The sequence below is a fragment of the Tahibacter aquaticus genome, from assembly GCF_004363655.1.
Lineage (GTDB): Bacteria > Pseudomonadota > Gammaproteobacteria > Xanthomonadales > Rhodanobacteraceae > Tahibacter > Tahibacter aquaticus.
Window position 1 is genome coordinate 359,489 of sequence record NZ_SNZH01000001.1, and the last position, 19,276, is coordinate 378,764.

Genomic DNA, 19,276 nt, shown 5'->3' on the forward strand with positions numbered 1-19,276 from the left:
TTTGCGCCTATACGCCCGGCCTTGCCAAGATTTCCCCAGTGCCATAGGCGGATGTCCGGAGCAGATTCCCTGTTTCTTCAATCGCTGCTCGAAGCACAAGGCATTATTGTCGGTGCAGGTACGGAACCTGGCAGCGTGATTGAAGCGATTTTGGAACAGGCGCAGGCCCTTACCGGCTCGGCTGGCGCTGTACTTGAGATGCTGGATGGCGATCAGCTGATCTACGGAGCTGCCAGTGGGAGCATGCAGCGGTTTCTCGGGCAGAAGTGCAGCGCGGAGAAAAGTCTGTCAGGCCTTTGCTCCCGGCTGAAATGCGTGCTCGTCTGCGACGACAGCGAAAACGACGCAAGAATCGATCACAAGGCCAGTATTCGCGACGGGACCCGTTCGCTGATCGTTGCTCCCCTGCCGTTTGACAACCGGACTATTGCAATCCTTAAAGTCGTTTCGCCCTACGCGTTTTCTTACGGGCCGGGTGACGTCATGGCTCTGGAACACCTCAGTGTCCTCATGGGGTTCGCGCTGGGCCAGGCCCGGGAACGCATGTTCGACAAGACTCTCGATCGTGAAGAGTCTGAACTCCTACAGCAGACGCGCGAACGTGTTGAAGCCGTGATCGCCAGTGAATCTTTTGACATGGTCTATCAACCGATCTTCGATATTGGCGAGCGACGCGAAGTAGGTCTGGAGGCGTTGGCACGCTTCCCTAACGCCAGCGAACCGACAGAATGGTGGTTGAGGGCAGCTGCGAATGTAGGACTCGGCGTCGAGTTTGAACTTGCCCTCGCAAAACGAGCGTTGGTCGAATTGGCTGTCGTGCCAGAAGAGTTATATGTCGCCGTCAACGTCTCCCCGGCAACCATGATTTCCGACGGTCTGGCTCAACTGTGCGTGTCGCACAAAGCTGAGCGCATCATCCTGGAGCTCACGGAACATAGTTCCGTAGACGACTATGCAGAGCTACTGGAGAGGACCCACTGGCTACGCCGGCACGGTGTGAAGATTGCCGTTGACGATGCCGGCGCAGGCTTCAGCACACTTCGCCATGTACTGCATGTGCAACCGGACCTGATCAAACTTGACCGATCGATTACAGCATCCATTGACCAGAAGCCCGTGCATCAAACCTTGGTATCGGCGATGCTGACTTTCGCGAACGGTACCGCAGCGGCCCTGGTTGCGGAAGGAATTGAAACTGACGCCGAGTTTGAAGTACTCGTCGAACTAGGAGTTCAGTTCGGGCAAGGCTTCTTCCTGGGCCGGCCGGCACCGCGCCCTGCTCGTTAGGGGCGAGAGTCCGCACGCAGCCTGCGCATCGACAGAGACCGCGGCGAGCCTATCTGCTGTGTCGGTTGATTTTTCCACCCACAGCCTATCCGAAACGGTTTGCCGGCGAACTGCGGGCTAGCCTCCCGCACCGCTGCGTACCTGCCACCGCGATAGGTTGCAGCGAACTCGCCTCGAATGGCCCACTCCGGAGCACCGTCATGCAGCAACCATCCTTACCCGCCGCGATAGTCAATCAGCACTGGACGCAAACGTTACGCGACAGAAATCGCGTCGTTATCCGTCCGATTGCTGCGTCCGATGCCAAGGAAGAGCGGACTTTCATCGAAGGGCTCTCTGCAACGAGCCGAAGGCTCCGGTTTCTCGGGCGGCCATCGCGGTGTACCGCACAGAGAACGCAATCATGAACGCTCCGACGCTCGCGCCCGAACTGTCGCGGAAAATGGACGCCTACTGGCGCGCTGCCAACTACTTGTCTGTGGGCCAGATCTACCTGTTCGACAATCCGTTGCTGAGACGGCCGCTGATGCTGAGCGACGTGAAACCGATGTTGCTCGGCCACTGGGGCACGACACCGGGACAGAACTTCATCTACGTGCATCTCAACCGGGTCATTCGCCAGTACGACCTCGACATGATTTACGTGTGCGGCCCAGGGCACGGCGGGCCGGCCGTAGTGGCGAACACGTATCTGGAGGGCAGCTACAGCGAGATTTACCCGCACATCGGCCAGGACGAAGCTGGGCTGCAAAAGCTCTTTCTCCAGTTTTCATTTCCCGGCGGCATTCCCAGCCACGCATCGCCGGAGTGTCCCGGCTCGATCCACGAAGGCGGCGAGCTGGGCTATTCACTGAGTCATTCGTTCGGCGCGGTGTTCGACAACCCATCGCTCGTCGTCGCGTGCGTGGTCGGCGATGGCGAGGCCGAGACCGGCCCGCTGGCCACGGCCTGGCACTCCAATAAATTTCTCGACCCGGCTTCCGACGGCGCTGTGCTGCCGATCTTGCACCTCAACGGCTACAAGATCGCCAACCCCAGCGTGCTGGCGCGCATAACACACGAAGAACTGGAACAACTGTTCCTCGGCTACGGGTGGTCTCCGTTGTTCGTCGAAGGTTCCGACCCTGCACTCATGCACGAAGCGATGGCCAGCGCGCTCGACAGTGCGATTTTCCAGATCAAAGCCATCCAGCACAGGGCGCGCGTCGACGGAGATCTCGCCCGACCGCGCTGGCCGATGATCGTGCTGTCGTCGCCCAAAGGCTGGACCGGCCCTAAAGTTGTCGACGGTAAAACGATCGAAGGTACCTCTCGCTCACACCAGGTGCCTATATCGGCGCCCTCCGCTCAGCCGGCGCACCTAAAGCTGCTGGAAGATTGGCTGAAGAGTTACCGGCCAGAAGAACTGTTCGACGAGCGCGGACGGCTGAACGCCGAACTCACTGAACTGGCGCCTCAAGGCAACAGGCGCATGGGTGCAAACCCCCACGCAAACGGCGGCGCGCTCCTGCACGATCTACAGTTACCAGACTTCCGCGAGTATGCCGCGCCCGTTCCTGCGCCAGGTACTCCGGGCATCGGCGATACGCGCGTGCTGGGTCCGTTCCTGCGCGACGTGGCGAAGCGCAACGAGACACCTCGCAACTTCCGCGTGTTCGGACCGGACGAGACAGCCTCCAACGGATTGGCGGCGCTCTTCGATGTGACAAGCCGGCAGTGGGAAGCGGCGACTCTGCCGAACGACGAGTTCCTTGCGCACAGTGGCGGCGTGGTCGATTCGATGCTGAGCGAGCACCAATGCCAGGGCTGGCTTGAAGGCTACCTCCTGACCGGGCGGCATGGCTTGTTCAACTGCTACGAGGCCTTCATCCACATTGTGGATTCGATGTTCAACCAGCACGCCAAATGGCTGAAGGTCAGCGCCCAGTTACCGTGGCGCCGCCCGGTCGCGTCGCTGAACTACCTTCTGGCTTCGCACGTCTGGCGCCAGGACCACAACGGCTTTTCGCACCAGGATCCCGGTTTCATCGACCACGTCACCAACAAGAAGTCCGGCGTGGTACGCGTTTATCTGCCGCCCGATGCGAACTGCCTGTTGTCGGTGATGGACCACTGCCTGCGCAGCCGCCACTACGTCAATGTCGTCGTTGCCGGCAAGCATCCGGCACCGCAATGGCTGGACATGGATGCGGCGGCCGAACACTGCGCGGCCGGCATCGGCATCTGGTCCTTCGCAAGCAACGATGCAGGCCAGGAGCCGGATGTCGTCATGGCGTGCTGTGGCGACGTGCCGACACTGGAGACGCTGGCCGCGGTTTCCATCCTGCGCGAACACCTGCCGGCGCTGAAAATTCGCGTGGTCAATGTCGTCGACCTGATGCGCTTGCAACCGCGGAGCGAACACCCGCATGGATTGAGCGATGCGAACTTCGACGCGCTGTTCACGTGCGACAGGCCTGTGATCTTCGCGTTTCATGCGTATCCGTCGCTGATTCACAAGTTGACGTACCGCCGCACCAACCACCGCAACATCCACGTTCGCGGCTACAAGGAAGAAGGCACGACCACCACGCCCTTCGACATGACTGTACTCAACGACATGGATCGGTTCCATCTCGCGATCGACACCATAAATCGCCTGCCAAAAACCGGCGACGAGGGCTTGGAACTCAAGCAGCGGCTTGAGGCGAAGCTGATCGAGCACAGGCTGTACATCAATCGAAACGGCCAGGACATGCCCGAGATCCGGAACTGGCGCTGGGCGCACAGACCATGACTCTGCTGTGTGCCGCCCTGTGCAGGTCACCCGGCACGCCGTCGAGCTGGAAAGGGAGTGTCGGATGAGCGATGAGCTGTGGCTACGGAGAAATGCTCGTTGCTCGTCAGCTGCTTGGGCTGCGCCACCAGCACGGTGTTGTCGAAGAACTGCTGGGCGCCCTCCTCGTCGAACAACCGCTCACGATTGAAAGAGAATGTCGAGGGATCCGATACCGCCTCATCGATGTTGAAGACGACAAACCAGCGGAACAGCAAGTTGTAGTCCGACTGCTCCATCAACAGAAGCTCGCTCTTTCACGCTGTAGACCACGTGCAGCAGCGAAGCGCGTAGCAGACGCTCCGGCGGAATCGATGGCCGGCCGGTTTTCGCATAACGCGCTTCGAATAGCCCACACATCTCCCGCAGAACACCGTCCACCAGTTCACGCAGCTTGAGGATCGGATGCTCCGCCGCACGCGCGCATCCACTGACGAGTACGAGAACAGTCCTAGCAGTATCGGTCAGTGCCATTGGGGCTATCAGCCTTGCGAGTTAGCGCGATGCCCCCAAAAGTGCCCTCACCTTTGTCAGGTTCTCAACGGACAGAGTCGGACACTGCCCGACGAAGAACCCGCTGTGGCGCGGTTTCTGGGGGGGCTGTGGATGCCGGCGGACGTTGCCGGACTAGTTTGTGGTGGGCCGTGATGGACTCGAACCATCGACCAACGGATTAAAAGTCCGATGCTCTACCACTGAGCTAACGGCCCACGGAGGGTGCTTCTGGGCGCTGGCGGGAAGGCCGGCGCGCGAGGGAGGCGAAGTTTAGTGCCTGGGACGGCCAGGGACAAGCGGCTTTATGCAGGTAGCACCGCCGCATTTGTCGCTCGCGCGAGCGCGCAGTGCGGCAAGCCGGAGTGTGGCGCTCAGCGGTAACGCGTCGGATCGATCATGCCTGCGTCGCGGAAGCCTTCGGCACGCAGGCGGCAGGCGTCGCAGTGGGCGCAGGCGCGGCCTTTTTCGTCGGCCTGATAGCACGACACGGTGACGGCGAAGTCGACGCCCAGGCGCTGGCCTTGCCGGGCGATGTCGGCCTTGCTCATGCGCATCAGCGGCGCGTGGACGCGGATACCGGCGCCTTCGACGCCCGCCTTGGTGGCGAGGTTGGCCAACTGCTGGAAACTGTCGATGAACGCGGGGCGGCAGTCGGGATAGCCGGAGTAGTCGACTGCGTTGACGCCGCAGAAGATGTCGCTGGAGCCCAGCACCTCGGCCCAGCCCAGGGCGATGGACAGCATGATGGTGTTGCGCGCGGGCACGTAGGTGATCGGGATACCGGCGCCACCCTGTTCGGGCACGGCGATGTCGGCCGTAAGGGCAGAGCCGCCGATGCTGCGCAGGTCGACGGTGACGGTCTTGTGGGCGGCGGCGCCGAGCAGGGCGCAGACGCGGTCGGAAGCGTCCAGCTCGGACACGTGGCGCTGGCCGTAGGCCACGCTGAGGGCGTGGCAGCTGAAGCCCTGTTCGCGCGCAATGGCGAGGACGACGGCGGAATCCATGCCACCGGAAACGAGTACGACTGCGGGTTTGCTCATGGGTTAGTTCTGACCTTCAATGCCCGGGCTCATCGCCCCAGAGCAGTTTGTGCAATTGCAATTGCATGCGCACGGGCAGGCGGTCGGCGAGTATCCACTCGGCCAGCGCGCGCGGTTTCAGGCTGGCGTGCACGGGGGAAAACAGCACCTGGCAGGTTTGTGCCAGCTGATGCTCTTCGACGGTGGCACGTGCCCATTCGTAGTCGGCACGGCCAGCCAGGACGAATTTGACTTGGTCGTGTGCGCGCAGGTGGGCGAGATTGCTCCAGCGGTTGCGTTTGAACTCGCCCGAGTCGGGCGCCTTGAGATCCATCACCTTGCGCACGCGGCCATCGACGGCAGCGACGTCGAGCGCACCGGAAGTTTCCAGCGACACGTCGTAGCCCGCATCGCAGAGCCTGCGCAGCAGGACGAGGCAGCGTTTCTGCGACAGGGGCTCGCCGCCAGTGACGCAGACATGGCGCGCGCCGTGCCGGCCGACTTCTGCCAGGATCTCGTCGATGCTGTGCCACTGGCCGCCATGGAAGGAATACGTGGTGTCGCACCAGGTGCAGCGCAGCGGGCAGCCGGTCAGGCGTACGAACACCGTCGGCCAGCCCACCGCATCCGCCTCGCCCTGGATGGAGTGGAAGATTTCGGTGATGCGCAGGCGCTGATCCAGCGGCACGGCATCGGCCCGGGATGCAGCAGCGGGCACAGACTGGCCAGCACCGGCCGTCATCGCGCTGACACCGGACAGGGACTCAGGTTGGAAGGGAAAAAATGCATCGGGCTGGCTTCTGTCTCGCAAGTAGTTTCAATCGTGGCGGCGGGGTTTCGTCGGACGACGCGGCCGTGCCGCCAGTGAAGTACAGCGCGCCCCGTTGGCACGGGCGGCGGGATCGCTGCAGCCTCAGGGTCCGGCCAGCAAGCCATTCGCATGGCTGCCGCAAAATGGAAAAAGCCGACAGCAATGCTGTCGGCCCTGGCTGTTTCCCTGCAAACCGGCCACTGGCACCGAAGGCAGCGGGTGCTGCTTACTGGCGTGCGCCCTCGGACTGCAGCGCGCGCAGACGGCCTTGGGCCAGGCGCGCCACCGTGGTGTCCGGATACTTCTGCACGACGCGGGTCAGCGTCGCCTTGGCCGGCTCCCACTGTTTCAGTTCGTACTGGCAGTAGCCGGTCTTGAGCATCGCATCCGGCGCTTTCTGGCTGTCCGGATAGGTCTTCAGCAAGGTCTGGAAGGTATCCAGCGAGACGCGGTAGTTCTGCGTCACGTAGTACGACTCGCCTAGCCAGTAATAGGCGTTGGCAGTCAGTTCGGAGTTCGGATAGGCGTCGATGAAGGCCTGGAAACGGCGCGCGGATTCCGCGTAGCGGCCGTCCTTGAGCGCAGCAAAGGCTTCGTCATAACCCGCCTTTTCCGCTGCCGGGTCGAACCGCGGCGAAGCCGGCGGCGGGACCGCCGCGGGTTCCGGCGTATGCGAGGGGGTTGAGCTGGCACCGCCCAGATCCAGTGCAGGATCGGTCGACGGTGGCGGCAGAGTGCTGGCCGCACCGGCTGGCGCGTTCAGCTGAATATCCTGGAGTTGGCCGTTGTTCGCCGGCGCACTGGCCGGGGCAGCACCGCCACCACCGCCTTCGAGGCGGCCGAGACGGGAATCGAGGTCGCCGTATTGCTGCTTGTTGCGTTCCTTGGTTTCGTCGAGCTGGTGGCGAAGCTGTTCGACCAGCCCGTTGAGCTGCTGAACTTCCGTCTGCAGCGCCTGGATCTGGTTGACCATGTCGACATTGCCCTTGCCGGCCTGAGCCTGGGCTTCCAGGGCAGCCACGCGCTCGGCGAGGCTCAGTCGTTCTGCGGCTACCGGCATGGAAACAGTCGCGGCGGCCAAGGCCGCCGCGACTGTGATGCGGGCACCGAACGAGGTGGTGATCACGCGCATCGCCTTCCTTTACTGCTTAGTTCTTGGTGTAGACGATTTCGACGCGACGGTTCTTCGACCAGCAGTCTTCGCTGTGGTCTTTGCAGGTCGGACGCTCTTCGCCGTAGGACACCACGTTCAGCTGGTTGCCCGGGGCGCCGGCCGAGGACAGGCCGCTCTGCACGGCATTGCCGCGACGCTCGCCCAGACCCAGGTTGTATTCGCGCGAACCGCGCTCGTCGGCGTTGCCTTCCAGCGTGACGTTGTAGTTCGGGAACTGGCGGATGAACTTGGAATGGCAGGCGATCTGGGCCTGGAATTCGCCCTTGATCTCGGTCTTGTCCAGATCGAAGTAGATCACGCGCTGGCGCAGGCAGGAGTCCGAGGTCAGGTCGGTTTCCTTGTAGCCGCCGGCTTCGGTGCTGCCGCCGGTGGTGGGCTGCGAGGTGGATTCGGTGTTGCCCGACGGCTGGGTCTTGACGGCTTTCTTGGCGCAACCAACAGCGGTGACGCAAAGCAGCGCGGCGATAGCAAGGCGAAGCGAGGTGTTCATGGTGTAGTCCTTAGGAGGTCAGGTCAGTCAGATAAAACAAGGTCAGTAGCTAGCGCCGGTCACCCGGCGTCTTCATTTATCGCTGTCGGAATGGGCCCCACGACGGCTCCCGCACATCACCGTCTGCCAGAACTAGCCGCTGGCGCACTCGGCCATCCGCCGACACCGCATACAACACACCGCGCGGTCCGTCGGTAGCGGCGTAAAGCAGCATGCTTCCATTCGGTGCGAAGCTCGGCGACTCGTCCACGCTGCCTGGCGAGAGGACATTCATGCCCGCCGCGGACTTGCTCCGGTCCAAAACCGCAATACGATACACATTTCCAGTGCCTTGCGCCATAGCGAACTTCTTGCCGTCGTAGGAGATGGACGACTTGGCGTTGTATTCGCCCTGGAACGTAAGGCGGGTAGCGTCTCCGCCCGCGGTCGATACGGTATACAGCTGCGGCTTGCCCGAGCGGTCGGAAGTGAACACCAGGGACTGGCCGTCCGGCATCCATTGGGCTTCGGTATCGATGGAGAAATGGTTGGTCACGCGCTTCAGTTCGCGGCTGGCCAGATCCATGATGAAGATGTCGGGATTGCCCAGGTAAGACAGGGTCAGGGCCAGCTTGCTGCCGTCCGGCGAGAACGCGGGCGCGCCATTGATGCCCTTGCGGTTGGACACGACCTGGCGCGAACCGGTGGCGATTTCCTGGATGTAGATGGCCGAATCGCCGCGCTCGAACGAGACATAGGCCAGCTTCTTGCCGTCCGGCGACCACGACGGCGACAGCAGCGGCTCGCGCGACTTCACCAATACCTGCGGGTTGTAACCGTCGGAATCGGCCACCATCAGCGCATAGTTGATGTTCGGGCTGACGCCGGCAGCGGTGACATAGGCCACTCGCGTCCAGAACGCACCGCGCAGGCCGGTGATCTTTTCGTAGATCAGGTCGGCGATCTGGTGGCCGACGCCGCGCAGGTCGCTGCGCTGGCCGGTGATGGCCAGGCCGAGCAGGCGTTCCTGCTTGGCTACGTCGTAAAGCTCGAACTCGACCCGCATGGCGCCGCCATCGGCATCGGTCACGCGGCCGACAGCGATGAACTGCTGCTTGAGCAGGTTCCAGGTGGCGTATTTGATGTCGTTGCCGCGGGTCGGGAATTCGACGACGTCTTTCTTGTCCAGCGGGGCAAACGTGCCGGAGCGGGACAGATCCATGCGCACGACATCGGACACATCGGTCTCGACCGGCGCGCCGGCAGCTTCGAAGGCGAAGGGGACGACAGCAATCTTGAGCTGGGCAGCCGTGCCGGTATTGATGACAATGGTCGGCACGTCACTGCTGAGCCCCGCCTGCGGCGCCTGGGCCAGGGCCGGGCCCAGTCCAAGCAGGCTCAAGGCGAGCAGGCAAAGCAGGTGATTGGCGAATCGGATGAGGGGTTTTGCTCGCATAGATCGGGTCCGCCCTAGTGGCCGTTGTACGTGAAAACGAGGGAAATCCGGCGCTGAAGCGCTTGTTCAAAGCCGGCAAAAGGTTGTGGCGATGTGCGCCGCACAGCCCGTTCGATGGCGTTGCGCGAGGCCACATCAGCATTGCAGGGCTTGCCGAAGCTGACCTGAACGACGTCGCCACCACCAGGCTGAATACTGTCGGCCGGGCAACTCAGGCAACTCCTGGCCGTTGCCGCTTGTACCCAATTCGCCATGACTGCCGCGTGCACGGCAGCCACGGGGCCGGCCAGCTCACGGCGAATTTCCGCAGATATGGAAGAGTCCGCCAGAACGTCGTCAGCGGCAAGCAATCCCGTATCGACGGTTATCGCGTACACATCAGCCGTCATACTTGAACTCGAAGCGCAAGCGGCGCTTGAACACCGACTCGTAGCCGGTATACGGCAAGGGCGAGGCCCGCATCGGCGCCTGCTCCAGCGAGGTGCGGGTGGGCTGGTCGGCATTGCAGGGGTTAACCACCACGGCACTGACCACGTCGCCCCCGACATACTGGACAATTTCCAGGGTGCAGCGCAGCCCGGCCGGCGTGCTTTCGGGCCGCAGCCAGTTGTCCGTGACCACGCGCTGGATGGCGGCGTAATACTCGGCCTCCAGGCTGGTATCGGTACCTTCCTGGCCACTCTTGGCTTCGTCGGCGATCATCGCCAGCAGATGCGCGGCCTCTTCCTTCTTGGCCTTTTCCGCAGCGGCCTTGGCCTCGCGATCGCGCTTCTGCTGCGCCTTTTCTTCTTCCAGCTTTTTCTTTTTCTCGGCTTCGGCGGCTTGCTTCTCGGCCAGCTCGATCTGGTCCTGCTTCTTGCGCAGTTCTTCCTGCACCTTGGCGTCGTCGTCGGCTTTCTGCTGGGTGATCTTGTCGGTGACCTTTTCCTGGTCTTTCCGGTCCAGCTTGGGCGGTTCCGGTGCTGGCTCTTCGACCTTGGGCTTTTCCGTTTCGGGCTTGGCCTCGACCGGCTTGGGCGGCTTGACCTCGGCTTTCTTTCGCGGCGGTGGTGTCGCTGCCTTGCCGATGAAAACGCCCTCGATGATCGGCCCCGGAATGCTCACGACCACGGCCTTGCTGCTCCACCAGATACCGGCAAAGACCAATGCTGCCACGCCGAGATGGCAGAGCAGGGAATACACCCAGGGCAGCAGGCTGTCGTCGTCGCTATACATCAGGCGGCGCTCATTTCGCCTTGTCCGGCGGCGGCTGGCCCATCAGGCCGACCTTGGGCACGCCGGCGGCCTGCAGCTGCGCCATGGCGTCGTACACCTTGCTGTACTCGACCTTGCCGTCGCCGGCCACGTAGACCGGCTGCTTGGGGTTGTTGCGCACGTAGGCGGCCATGCGCTCCCTCAAGGCATTCGCATCGAGCTTGATGCGCTCCCCCTTGGGTTCGGTCATATAGAAATTGCCGGCCTCGTCGACGCTGACCACGACCGGGTCTTTGTCCACACTAATACTTTTTGCCACTTCCGACTCGGGCAGCTCGATGTCCACGCCCAGGTTCAGCAGCGGCGCAGTGACCATGAAGATGATCAGCAGCACCAGCATCACGTCGATATACGGCACGACGTTGATTTCGGATTTGAGTTTCTTGCGCTTGCGGCGGTGGGTTTGCATCGGCGGCTCCAACGGTACGGATTCGAACGCGGGGTTGCGCTCAATCCTCGACGTGCGCCTGGCGCTGCAGGATGGCGGAGAACTCTTCGGTGAAGGTATCGAAGCGCGTAGCGACACGCTCGACCTTGTTGGAATAGCGGTTGTAGGCCCAGGAAGCCGGGATGGCCGCGATCAGGCCCATGGCGGTGGCGACCAGGGCTTCGGAAATACCGGGCGCGACGCTGGCGATGGTCGCTTCCTTCAACGTGGCCAGGCCCTGGAATGAGATCATGATGCCGTAGACGGTACCGAGCAGGCCGACGTAGGGGCTGATCGAGCCGACATTGGCAAGAAATTCCAGATTGCCTTCGAGGCGATCGATCTCGCGCGTCTGGGCGACGCGCATGGCACGCTGGGCGCCTTCGAGCAGGGTACGCGGGTCGACCCCGCGGCGCTGGCGCTGGCGCGCGAACTCTCGGAAGCCCGCCTCGAAGATGCCTTCGATGCCACTGATCTGTCCGCCACGGCCGGTCACTTCGCGGAACAGCGCGGCCAGATCCGCGCCGGACCAGAAGCGCTCTTCGAATTCGTTCGCGCCGGTCAGCGCCGTCTTCAGCATGGTGTGCTTGCGGAAGATGATGCCCCAGGACAGGAACGAGAACGCCAGCAGCACCAGCATGACGAACTTGACGAACAGGCTTGCGTGCAGGACCAGCTGCCAAATATTCAAATCACCAGCGTTCATGCCTTGGAAATCTCCGCAAACAAGCCGTCGGGAATGGGACGTGGACGGAAACCCGCTGCAGCGACACAGGCGGCGCGCACGCGCGCCTGCACCAGTACTACCGCATCGGACTCGCGCAGGATCTGTTGCTGGAACACCAGGCTGGCCGGACGCCGTTCCACCAGCGCCACGGTAACACCCAGCAGATCGTCGAGCCGCGCCGGTTTCTCGAAACCGATCGCAAGATCGCGCACCACGAAGACCAGGTTATTGTCCTTGCGCAGCCCCTCCTGCTCAATACCGAGATGACGCAGGTACTCGGTACGGGCTCGCTCGAGGAAACGCAGGTAGCTCGCATGGTAGACCACCCCGCCCGCATCCGTGTCTTCCCAATACACTCGGACAGACCAGCGGAACTGAGCAGCGACCATGACGCATCCTTGGACGGGGACAGTGCCGCCGGACAACAGCGACGGTGATTTCTGCGCGCAAAACGAGGCGGCGATCATAGCTGGCCGCGCCTGAACACGGCCGCACCCAGGTATCGCTAGGGCTCAGCCCCGAACAGATCCGGCGCCTGATCGGCCCGCCGCGGCGGCTTCAGGCCAAAATGCTGATAGGCCCGCGCGGTCACCATGCGGCCGCGCGCGGTGCGCACCAGGTAGCCCTGCTGGATCAGATAGGGCTCCAGCACATCTTCGATAGTGCCGCGCTCTTCCGACAACGCCGCAGCCAGCGACTCAGCCCCGACAGGACCGCCGTCGAAACTTTCCATGATGGTGCGCAGCAGGCGCCGGTCGAGTGCGTCGAAGCCTTCGGGGTCGACCTTGAGCATGTCCATCGCCGCCTTGGCGACATCGAGCGTGATGACGCCACCGGCGCGCACCTCGGCAAAGTCACGAGCCCGGCGCAGCAGGCGGTTGGCAATGCGCGGCGTACCGCGGGAACGCCGTGCGATCTCGGCCGCGCCGGCCGGCTCGCAGGGAATGCCGAGGATGCGCGACGAGCGCCGCACGATCGCGCCGAGCTCCTCCGGCGTATAGAACTCCAGCCGCTGCACGATGCCGAAGCGGTCGCGCAGCGGACTGGTGAGCAGGCCGGCGCGGGTGGTTGCGCCGATCAGGGTAAACGGCGGCAGGTCGAGCTTGATCGAACGGGCAGCTGGCCCTTCACCGATCATGATGTCGATCTGGAAGTCTTCCATGGCCGGATACAGCACTTCCTCGACCACGGGCGACAGCCGGTGGATCTCGTCGACGAACAGCACGTCGTGGGGCTGCAGGTTGGTCAGCAGCGCCGCCAGGTCGCCGGCACGCTCGATCACCGGCCCCGAGGTCGTGCGCAGGTTCACGCCCATCTCGTTGGCAATCACGTGGGCGAGGGTGGTCTTGCCCAGGCCGGGCGGGCCGAAGATCAGAACGTGGTCCAGCGCACCGGCGCGCCGGCGTGCTGCCTCGATGTAGATGCTCAGCTGCTCGCGCGCGGCCTGCTGGCCCAGGTACTCGGCCAGGCGCTGCGGCCGGATCGAGGCTTCCAGCAATTCGTCCTCGCGCGTGGATGCGCTGGAGCTGACGCGATCGTTCATCGTTCCACCTGTATACGAATTACCGCAGCGCCGCGGCCGTGCGCACTGCCCTGGCCAGGCATCAGATCTCCACCTGCGTGCCCAGCTCGATGAGGCGATTGCCGGGAATCTGAAAGAACGCCGTCGCCGGCAAGGCGTTGCGCTGCATGAAGGCAAACAGCTTGTCGCGCCATTTCGGCATGCCGCGGTTGTCGGTCGCGACGATACTTTCGCGGCTGAGGAAGAACGTGGTGTCCATCATGTCGAATACCAGCCCGGCCTTCTCGCACTTGGCCAGCATGTCGGGCACATCGGGGTCTTCGGCAAAGCCGTAGCGGATGGTCAGCTGGTGGAATTCGTGCCCCAGTGCAATCAGCTCGATGCGCTCTTCCGGCTCAGCCGTAGGCGTTTCCAGCCATTCCACCGTCAGTACCACGTTCTGCTCGTGCAGCACCTTGTTGTGCTTGAGGTTGTGCAGCAAGGCGTGCGGCACGGCATCGATCTGCGCGGTCAGGAATACCGCCTGCCCTGGCACGCGCAGCGGCGGATGTTCGGCGATGGATTCGATGAACGGGCGCAGAGCGAGTCCGGCGTTCTTCAGTTCGCGGATGACCAGATCGCGGCCACGGCGCCAGGTCGTCATCACGGTGAACACGACCAGGCCCAGCACCAGGGGGAACCAGCCGCCATGCTCCACTTTTTCCAGATTGGCGCCGAGGAAGGCCAGGTCGACGGCGAGGAACAAGCCGCCCAGCGCCGCCACGTGCCAGCGCTGCCAGGCCCAGATGCGCCGCGCCACGATCATCACCAGCACCGAGTCGATGGTCATGGTGCCAATCACCGCGATGCCGTAGGCCGCCGCCAGATTGGTCGAGCTGTGGAAGCCGATCACCACCGCAACGGTGAGTACCAGCAGCACGCGGTTGAGCCCGGGCAGGTAGATCTGGCCCATGGTTTCGCGCGAGGTATGCACCACTTCCATGCGCGGCAGATAGCCCAGCTGTATCGCCTGGCGCGTGACCGAGAAGGCGCCGGAGATCACCGCCTGCGAAGCGATCACCGCCGCCATTGTCGCCAGTGCGATCATCGGGTAGAGCAGCACCGGCGGTACCAGCAGGTAGAACGGATTCTGCGCCGCGGCCGGATCGGCCAGCAGCAAGGCACCCTGCCCCAGATAATTGAGCATCAATGCCGGCAGCACGAAAGCGAACCAGGCGCGGCGGATCGGCCGCTTGCCGAAATGCCCCATGTCCGCATACAGCGCCTCGGCGCCGGTCAGCGCCAGGATGACCGAGGCCAGTGCGAAGAAACCGACGCGGCCGTTCTCGTAGAAGAACTCCATCGCGTAGTAGGGATTCAGTGCGTTCAATACCTGCGGCGCATCGATGATCTTGATCACGCCCAGCACGGCCAGCGCCAGGAACCAGATCACCATGATCGGCGCGAACACGCGTGCCACCTTGGCTGTGCCGTTGCGCTGCAGTGCAAACAGCGCGATCAGCACCACGACCGCAATCGGCACGACGAAACGGTCCAGCGCCGGCGTGGCCACCTTGAGGCCTTCCACCGCCGACAGCACCGACATGGCCGGCGTGATCACGCTGTCGCCGAAGAACAGGGCCGCGCCGAACAGGCCCAGCACCATGATGATCCAGCGCGCACGGGCGCTGGATCGCACGCCGCGGTGCGCCAGCGTGGTCAGGGCCATGATGCCGCCCTCGCCCTTGTTGTCCGCCGACATGATGAAAGTGGCGTATTTGATCGACACCACCACGATCAGCGACCAGAAGATCAGTGACAGCACGCCAAGGACGTTGTCGGGCGTAACCGCCACGCCGTGCGGGCCGAAGGCTTCTTTCAGTGTGTAAAGCGGGCTGGTGCCGATGTCGCCGTAGACGACGCCGATCGCGCCCAGCGCCAGGGCATACAGATTCTTATTGCCGTGCTCTTGGCTGCTCATGGGGAAGGCATCGAAAAAAAGGGAAATGTAGAGCTTCAGCGCAGCGCGGCGCGCAACGCCTTGCGAATGATCGCTTCGGCTGTGTCGCCGGGGGCTGACGCGTCCTTGACCAGGCGGCTGACCTCGGCTGGCTTGTAGCCCAGCTGCTGCAGCGCGACGCTGGCTTCGGCGACGGGGTCGTGGGGCACGGCACCGCCAAGGCTGATACCGGCAATGCCACCGCCGAGGCCGTCTACACGATCGCGCAGCTCGACGATGATGCGTTCGGCGGTCTTCTTGCCGATGCCGGGAATGCGCGTCAGCGCGGCGATGTCACCGGTCTGTACAAGGCGCGAAAACTCTTCCACCGAGGCGCCGGAAAGAATCGCCAGGGCGATCTTCGCGCCGATGCCGCTGACCTTCTGCACGGTGCGGAACAGCAGCCGCTCGCTTTCGCGCAGAAAGCCGTACAGCGCGACCGAATCTTCCTTGACCGCATAGTGCGTGCACAGGGTCACTTCGCGGCCGACCTCGGGCAGGTCGTAGAACGTGGACATCGGCGCTTCCAGCTCGTAGCCCACGCCGTTGACGTCGATCAGCAGCCAGGGCGGCTGCTTGCTCGCGAGTACGCCTTTGAGTCGACCAATCATCGCCTGCGCCTCCATGCGGTGCGCGGTATGCCGATACGTTGCGTCGTCGCCCGGGTATGCGCGTGCGTCAGCGCAATAGCCAGGGCATCGGCCGCATCGGCCTGGAGTTTACCCGGCAATTGCAGCAGCACGCCGACCATATGCTGGATCTGGCTCTTGTCCGCCGCGCCGCCGCCGACCACGGCCTGCTTGATTTCCTTGGGGGCGTATTCGGCCACGCTGAGATTGCGATGCACGACAGCGCAGATCGCCGCGCCGCGCGCCTGCCCCAGCTTCAGCGCGGAATCGGCGTTCTTCGCCATGAAGACGCGTTCGATAGCCACTTCGGTCGGCTGGTGCGCTTCGATCACCGCGCCTATTTCGTCGAAGATCTGCTTCAGGCGCAGGGCGAAGCTGTCGTTGGCGAGCAGGTTGATCGCCGCATGGAAGATGTGGCGCGCATTGCCCTGGGCATCGGTTTCGATCACGCCGACGCCAGTGCGCTGCGAGCCCGGATCGATGCCCAGGATGCGCATCGGCGGCAGGGCCGTGTTGGTGGGCGCAACCCACTGGCGCACGCCGATCAGGACGGTCAAGACGGCATTGCCTCGTTGTGGAAATTTCCCGAACGCAGAAAATTCACGGTCAGCCTGGCCGCTTCGCGCGACAAGGTTAGGCCGGTATGCGAGGTATCCACGGCGCAGTGCGCACTGGCACCGGGCCAGCGTGTTTCGGACAGGCCGACGGTGCCGTCGTTGGGCTCGTCGAACACGCCAGCCAGCTGGCCCAGACCGAAGGCGCGCGTACCGGCGATGACGCCGACGCTGGCCGCCGGCCTGGCCTCGCCCAGCCCCTTGCACAGCGGATCGCGGCTGCCGCCGAGAATGCGCGGTCCCAGCGGCCAGCGCTCGACGCGACGCGCCACCGCACTGCCGTTCAAGGGCGAGCCCAGGCAGACGATACGGCCGCTGAGTCCCTGCGGCAGGCGCTGCAGACTTTGCAGGGCGAGCAGGCCGCCCATGCTGTGGCCAACCAGATGTACTGTGCTTGCACGCTGCGCCTGCACGCGCCGGCACAGGCGTTCGACACCGCGCTCGCCGCGGCCGAATACGCTGGCATAGTCGAACAGTTCGGTATGGAAGCCGGCTTCGCGCAGCCGCCGGCGCAAGACCAGCAGGCTGAATGCGCGCATCCAGACGCCGTGGACCAGGATCACTGCCTCGTCACTCATGCGCGCATCCTGCTCGTGCTGCGGCCTGCCATGCAAGCCGCGGCCGTTTCATCTCAGCTCTTCACCGGCTTGACCACGCGCACGTGCAATTCCTGCAACTGCGCTTCGGGCACGCTGGACGGCGCCGAGGTCAGCAGGCATTGCGCGCTGGCGGTCTTGGGGAAGGCGATCACGTCGCGGATCGACTCGGTTCCCGCCATCAGCGCGGCGATGCGATCGATACCGAACGCAATGCCGCCGTGCGGCGGTGCGCCGTATTTGAGCGCATCGAGCAGGAAGCCGAACTTGGCCTCGGCTTCTTCCGCGCCGATGCCGAGCAGCTCGAACACGGTGCTCTGCATTTCCGGCCGGTGGATACGGATGGAGCCGCCGCCGATCTCGTTGCCGTTGAGCACCATGTCGTAGCCGCGCGACACCGAAATCGCCGCATTCGCGCGCAGGTCGGAGACATCGTCGACCTTGGGCGCGGTGAACGGATGATGCAGGGCAACGTAGCGCTTGGCGTCGAAGTCGTATTCGAACATCGGGAAATCGACTATCCAGAGTGGACGCCAGGCGTTGGCGACCAGGCCCAGGTCGCGGGCGACCTTCAGGCGCAGCGCACCGAGGAAATCACTGACCGTCTTGTAGGGGCCGGCGCCGAAGAAGATCACGTCGCCGGTCTGCGCGCCGACCGCGGCGAAGATGGCCTTGATCGCATCATCGCCGAGGAATTTCACGATCGGTGAAGTCAGTCCTTCGCGCCCCTTGTCGAGGTCGTCGATGCGTATCCAGGCCAGCCCCTTGGCGCCGCACTTCTGCACGTAGACGCCGTAGTCGTCGAGCTGCTTGCGCGTGAGTTCGGCCCCGCTGGGCACGCGCAGCGCCGCAACGCGACCGCCGATGTCATTGGCCGGACCGGAAAACACCTTGAAGTCGCAGCTCTTCACGGCGTCCGCCACGTCGACCAGTTCCAGCTCGATGCGCAGATCGGGCTTGTCCGAACCGTAGCGGCGCATGGCCTCGGCATAGGTCAGGCGCGGGAATTCGGCGACCAGGTCGACATCGACCACCTGCTTGAAGATGGAGCGGATCATGCCTTCGACGAAATCCTGCACATCGCGCTCGCCGACGAAGGCGAATTCCATGTCGAGCTGGGTGAATTCGGGCTGGCGGTCGGCACGCAGGTCTTCGTCGCGGAAGCAGCGCGCAATCTGGTAGTAACGGTCCATGCCGGCCATCATCAGCAGCTGCTTGAACAGCTGCGGCGACTGCGGCAAGGCGAAGAATTCGCCCGGATGCACGCGGCTGGGCACGAGATAGTCGCGCGCACCTTCGGGCGTGGCCTTGGTCAGGATCGGCGTTTCGATGTCCTGGAAGCCCTTGTCGTCCAGGTAATGGCGCAGCGCCGAGACCAGGCGCGTGCGCATGCGCAGCTTGCGCTGCATGTCGGGGCGGCGGATATCCAGATAGCGGTAGCGCAGACGCGTGTCTTCGCCAACGCTGTCGTCCAGCATGAAAGGCAGTGGTGCCGCGGCGTTGAGGATTTCCACACTATCGGCGATCACTTCGATCTTGCCGCTGCGCAAGTTCTCGTTCACCTGGCTGGCCGGTCGCGCCTGCACCTTGCCGACGATGCGCAGGCAGTATTCGTAGCGCACGCCTTCGGCCGGCTTGAAAGCGGCCTCATTCTCCGGCTCTGCCACGCACTGGACGATGCCTTCGTGGTCGCGCAGGTCGATGAAAATCAGCTTGCCGTGGTCGCGCCGGGTATCAGCCCATCCGCACAAGGTGACGGTCTGACCGATCAGGGTCTCGTCGACGAGACCGCAGTAATGGCTGCGCATACGCTCAAGGCTCCGGAATAGACTGTCCGCCTGGCACAGGCGGAAAGGCCGGAATCCTACGGAGGAATTTGTTGCGCTGCAAACAAAAGCCGGCACTAAGGCCGCCGGGACGGATCTGTCCGTCGTTGTCGCCGCGGCCCGTTGCAGGCCCGGCGGCTGCCACCTTCTGCGTCTCAGCAGGAGGTGGCAGGCATT

The 19,276-nt window shown here is 63.6% G+C and carries 20 protein-coding genes and 1 tRNA gene; 2 read left to right on the plus strand and 19 right to left on the minus strand.

Annotation, left to right across the window (positions count from 1 at the left end; translation table 11 throughout):
- Positions 1 to 51: 51 nt before the first annotated feature.
- Both DFR29_RS01415 and DFR29_RS01420 read left to right on the plus strand, forming a co-directional pair.
- Positions 52 to 1,287, plus strand: a complete 1,236-nt coding sequence (locus DFR29_RS01415) for a sensor domain-containing phosphodiesterase (protein WP_166653804.1) — start codon at positions 52 to 54, stop codon at positions 1,285 to 1,287.
- 379 nt (positions 1,288 to 1,666) lie between these two features.
- Entirely contained in the window at positions 1,667 to 4,063 is a 2,397-nt protein-coding gene (locus DFR29_RS01420) for a phosphoketolase family protein (RefSeq protein ID WP_279571511.1), read from the plus strand.
- A gap of 26 nt (positions 4,064 to 4,089) precedes the next feature.
- Here DFR29_RS01420 and DFR29_RS01425 read toward each other — a convergent pair whose 3' ends face one another.
- From DFR29_RS01425 to aspS, 19 genes are all read right to left on the minus strand, one after another.
- Positions 4,090 to 4,341, minus strand: coding sequence for a transposase (locus DFR29_RS01425; protein ID WP_133816769.1), 252 nt, complete (start codon positions 4,339 to 4,341; stop codon positions 4,090 to 4,092).
- The gene (locus DFR29_RS30615; RefSeq protein WP_486679320.1) at positions 4,283 to 4,576 is read right to left on the minus strand and encodes a transposase; all 294 of its coding nucleotides are present in this window, start codon (positions 4,574 to 4,576) and stop codon (positions 4,283 to 4,285) included. Before DFR29_RS30615 ends, DFR29_RS01425 begins: the two co-directional genes overlap by 59 nt.
- Positions 4,577 to 4,737: 161 nt before the next feature.
- Positions 4,738 to 4,812: transfer RNA gene (locus DFR29_RS01430), tRNA-Lys, on the minus strand.
- 156 nt (positions 4,813 to 4,968) lie between these two features.
- A complete protein-coding gene (queC, locus tag DFR29_RS01435; RefSeq protein WP_133816770.1) occupies positions 4,969 to 5,637 on the minus strand; it encodes a 7-cyano-7-deazaguanine synthase QueC in 669 nt (222 codons plus the stop codon).
- Between the two features lie 16 nt (positions 5,638 to 5,653).
- Positions 5,654 to 6,358 carry a 7-carboxy-7-deazaguanine synthase QueE gene (gene queE, locus DFR29_RS01440; protein WP_133816771.1) on the minus strand — a complete coding sequence of 235 codons (705 nt, stop codon included), beginning with the start codon at positions 6,356 to 6,358 and terminating at the stop codon, positions 5,654 to 5,656.
- Positions 6,359 to 6,653: 295 nt separating this feature from the next.
- Positions 6,654 to 7,553, minus strand: a complete 900-nt coding sequence (gene ybgF / locus DFR29_RS01445; RefSeq protein ID WP_425598813.1) for a tol-pal system protein YbgF — start codon at positions 7,551 to 7,553, stop codon at positions 6,654 to 6,656.
- Positions 7,554 to 7,575: 22 nt separating this feature from the next.
- On the minus strand, positions 7,576 to 8,091 hold the full coding sequence (gene pal / locus DFR29_RS01450) for a peptidoglycan-associated lipoprotein Pal (protein ID WP_133816773.1): 516 nt from the start codon (positions 8,089 to 8,091) through the stop codon (positions 7,576 to 7,578).
- 76 nt (positions 8,092 to 8,167) lie between these two features.
- Positions 8,168 to 9,526 (minus strand): Tol-Pal system beta propeller repeat protein TolB, encoded by a 1,359-nt coding sequence (gene tolB / locus DFR29_RS01455; RefSeq protein ID WP_133816774.1) that lies wholly within the window; start codon positions 9,524 to 9,526, stop codon positions 8,168 to 8,170.
- Positions 9,527 to 9,540: 14 nt separating this feature from the next.
- On the minus strand, positions 9,541 to 9,915 hold the full coding sequence (locus DFR29_RS01460; RefSeq protein ID WP_133816775.1) for a hypothetical protein: 375 nt from the start codon (positions 9,913 to 9,915) through the stop codon (positions 9,541 to 9,543).
- On the minus strand, positions 9,905 to 10,741 hold the full coding sequence (locus DFR29_RS01465; protein WP_133816776.1) for a hypothetical protein: 837 nt from the start codon (positions 10,739 to 10,741) through the stop codon (positions 9,905 to 9,907). The genes DFR29_RS01460 and DFR29_RS01465 overlap by 11 nt, the downstream gene beginning before the upstream one ends.
- A 10-nt stretch (positions 10,742 to 10,751) precedes the next feature.
- Positions 10,752 to 11,189, minus strand: coding sequence for a protein TolR (gene tolR / locus DFR29_RS01470; RefSeq protein ID WP_133816777.1), 438 nt, complete (start codon positions 11,187 to 11,189; stop codon positions 10,752 to 10,754).
- 40 nt (positions 11,190 to 11,229) lie between these two features.
- Positions 11,230 to 11,913: a protein TolQ gene (gene tolQ / locus DFR29_RS01475; RefSeq protein ID WP_133816778.1), complete on the minus strand. Its 684-nt coding sequence runs from the start codon at positions 11,911 to 11,913 to the stop codon at positions 11,230 to 11,232.
- A complete protein-coding gene (gene ybgC / locus DFR29_RS01480; protein WP_133817062.1) occupies positions 11,910 to 12,323 on the minus strand; it encodes a tol-pal system-associated acyl-CoA thioesterase in 414 nt (137 codons plus the stop codon). Before ybgC ends, tolQ begins: the two co-directional genes overlap by 4 nt.
- Positions 12,324 to 12,439: 116 nt before the next feature.
- Complete coding sequence (ruvB, locus tag DFR29_RS01485; RefSeq protein ID WP_133816779.1) at positions 12,440 to 13,477, minus strand: Holliday junction branch migration DNA helicase RuvB; 1,038 nt, start codon at positions 13,475 to 13,477, stop codon at positions 12,440 to 12,442.
- A gap of 61 nt (positions 13,478 to 13,538) precedes the next feature.
- Entirely contained in the window at positions 13,539 to 15,416 is a 1,878-nt protein-coding gene (locus DFR29_RS01490) for a potassium transporter Kup (RefSeq protein WP_133816780.1), read from the minus strand.
- Positions 15,417 to 15,451: 35 nt separating this feature from the next.
- Entirely contained in the window at positions 15,452 to 16,045 is a 594-nt protein-coding gene (gene ruvA / locus DFR29_RS01495; protein WP_133816781.1) for a Holliday junction branch migration protein RuvA, read from the minus strand.
- Positions 16,042 to 16,560, minus strand: coding sequence for a crossover junction endodeoxyribonuclease RuvC (gene ruvC, locus DFR29_RS01500; RefSeq protein ID WP_133817063.1), 519 nt, complete (start codon positions 16,558 to 16,560; stop codon positions 16,042 to 16,044). The genes ruvA and ruvC overlap by 4 nt, the downstream gene beginning before the upstream one ends.
- A gap of 56 nt (positions 16,561 to 16,616) precedes the next feature.
- Complete coding sequence (locus DFR29_RS01505) at positions 16,617 to 17,255, minus strand: esterase/lipase family protein (RefSeq protein WP_133816782.1); 639 nt, start codon at positions 17,253 to 17,255, stop codon at positions 16,617 to 16,619.
- A 53-nt stretch (positions 17,256 to 17,308) separates the two neighbouring features.
- Entirely contained in the window at positions 17,309 to 19,081 is a 1,773-nt protein-coding gene (gene aspS / locus DFR29_RS01510) for an aspartate--tRNA ligase (protein WP_133816783.1), read from the minus strand.
- Positions 19,082 to 19,276: the final 195 nt, after the last annotated feature.

What these genes read in the sequence shown, in the direction of transcription:
- DFR29_RS01415 (WP_166653804.1), top strand. Translation starts at nt 52, where the DNA reads ATGTCCGGAGCAGATTCCCTGTTTCTTCAATCGCTGCTCGAAGCACAA.
- DFR29_RS01425 (WP_133816769.1), bottom strand. Translation starts at nt 4,341, where the DNA reads ATGGAGCAGTCGGACTACAACTTGCTGTTCCGCTGGTTTGTCGTCTTC.
- DFR29_RS30615 (WP_486679320.1), bottom strand. Translation starts at nt 4,576, where the DNA reads ATGGCACTGACCGATACTGCTAGGACTGTTCTCGTACTCGTCAGTGGA.
- queC (WP_133816770.1), bottom strand. Translation starts at nt 5,637, where the DNA reads ATGAGCAAACCCGCAGTCGTACTCGTTTCCGGTGGCATGGATTCCGCC.
- queE (WP_133816771.1), bottom strand. Translation starts at nt 6,358, where the DNA reads ATGACGGCCGGTGCTGGCCAGTCTGTGCCCGCTGCTGCATCCCGGGCC.
- pal (WP_133816773.1), bottom strand. Translation starts at nt 8,091, where the DNA reads ATGAACACCTCGCTTCGCCTTGCTATCGCCGCGCTGCTTTGCGTCACC.
- tolB (WP_133816774.1), bottom strand. Translation starts at nt 9,526, where the DNA reads ATGCGAGCAAAACCCCTCATCCGATTCGCCAATCACCTGCTTTGCCTG.
- DFR29_RS01460 (WP_133816775.1), bottom strand. Translation starts at nt 9,915, where the DNA reads ATGACGGCTGATGTGTACGCGATAACCGTCGATACGGGATTGCTTGCC.
- DFR29_RS01465 (WP_133816776.1), bottom strand. Translation starts at nt 10,741, where the DNA reads ATGTATAGCGACGACGACAGCCTGCTGCCCTGGGTGTATTCCCTGCTC.
- tolR (WP_133816777.1), bottom strand. Translation starts at nt 11,189, where the DNA reads ATGCAAACCCACCGCCGCAAGCGCAAGAAACTCAAATCCGAAATCAAC.
- tolQ (WP_133816778.1), bottom strand. Translation starts at nt 11,913, where the DNA reads ATGAACGCTGGTGATTTGAATATTTGGCAGCTGGTCCTGCACGCAAGC.
- ybgC (WP_133817062.1), bottom strand. Translation starts at nt 12,323, where the DNA reads ATGGTCGCTGCTCAGTTCCGCTGGTCTGTCCGAGTGTATTGGGAAGAC.
- ruvB (WP_133816779.1), bottom strand. Translation starts at nt 13,477, where the DNA reads ATGAACGATCGCGTCAGCTCCAGCGCATCCACGCGCGAGGACGAATTG.
- DFR29_RS01490 (WP_133816780.1), bottom strand. Translation starts at nt 15,416, where the DNA reads ATGAGCAGCCAAGAGCACGGCAATAAGAATCTGTATGCCCTGGCGCTG.
- ruvA (WP_133816781.1), bottom strand. Translation starts at nt 16,045, where the DNA reads ATGATTGGTCGACTCAAAGGCGTACTCGCGAGCAAGCAGCCGCCCTGG.
- ruvC (WP_133817063.1), bottom strand. Translation starts at nt 16,560, where the DNA reads ATGCGCATCCTGGGCATCGATCCGGGCTCGCAGCGCACTGGCGTCGGC.
- DFR29_RS01505 (WP_133816782.1), bottom strand. Translation starts at nt 17,255, where the DNA reads ATGAGTGACGAGGCAGTGATCCTGGTCCACGGCGTCTGGATGCGCGCA.
- aspS (WP_133816783.1), bottom strand. Translation starts at nt 19,081, where the DNA reads ATGCGCAGCCATTACTGCGGTCTCGTCGACGAGACCCTGATCGGTCAG.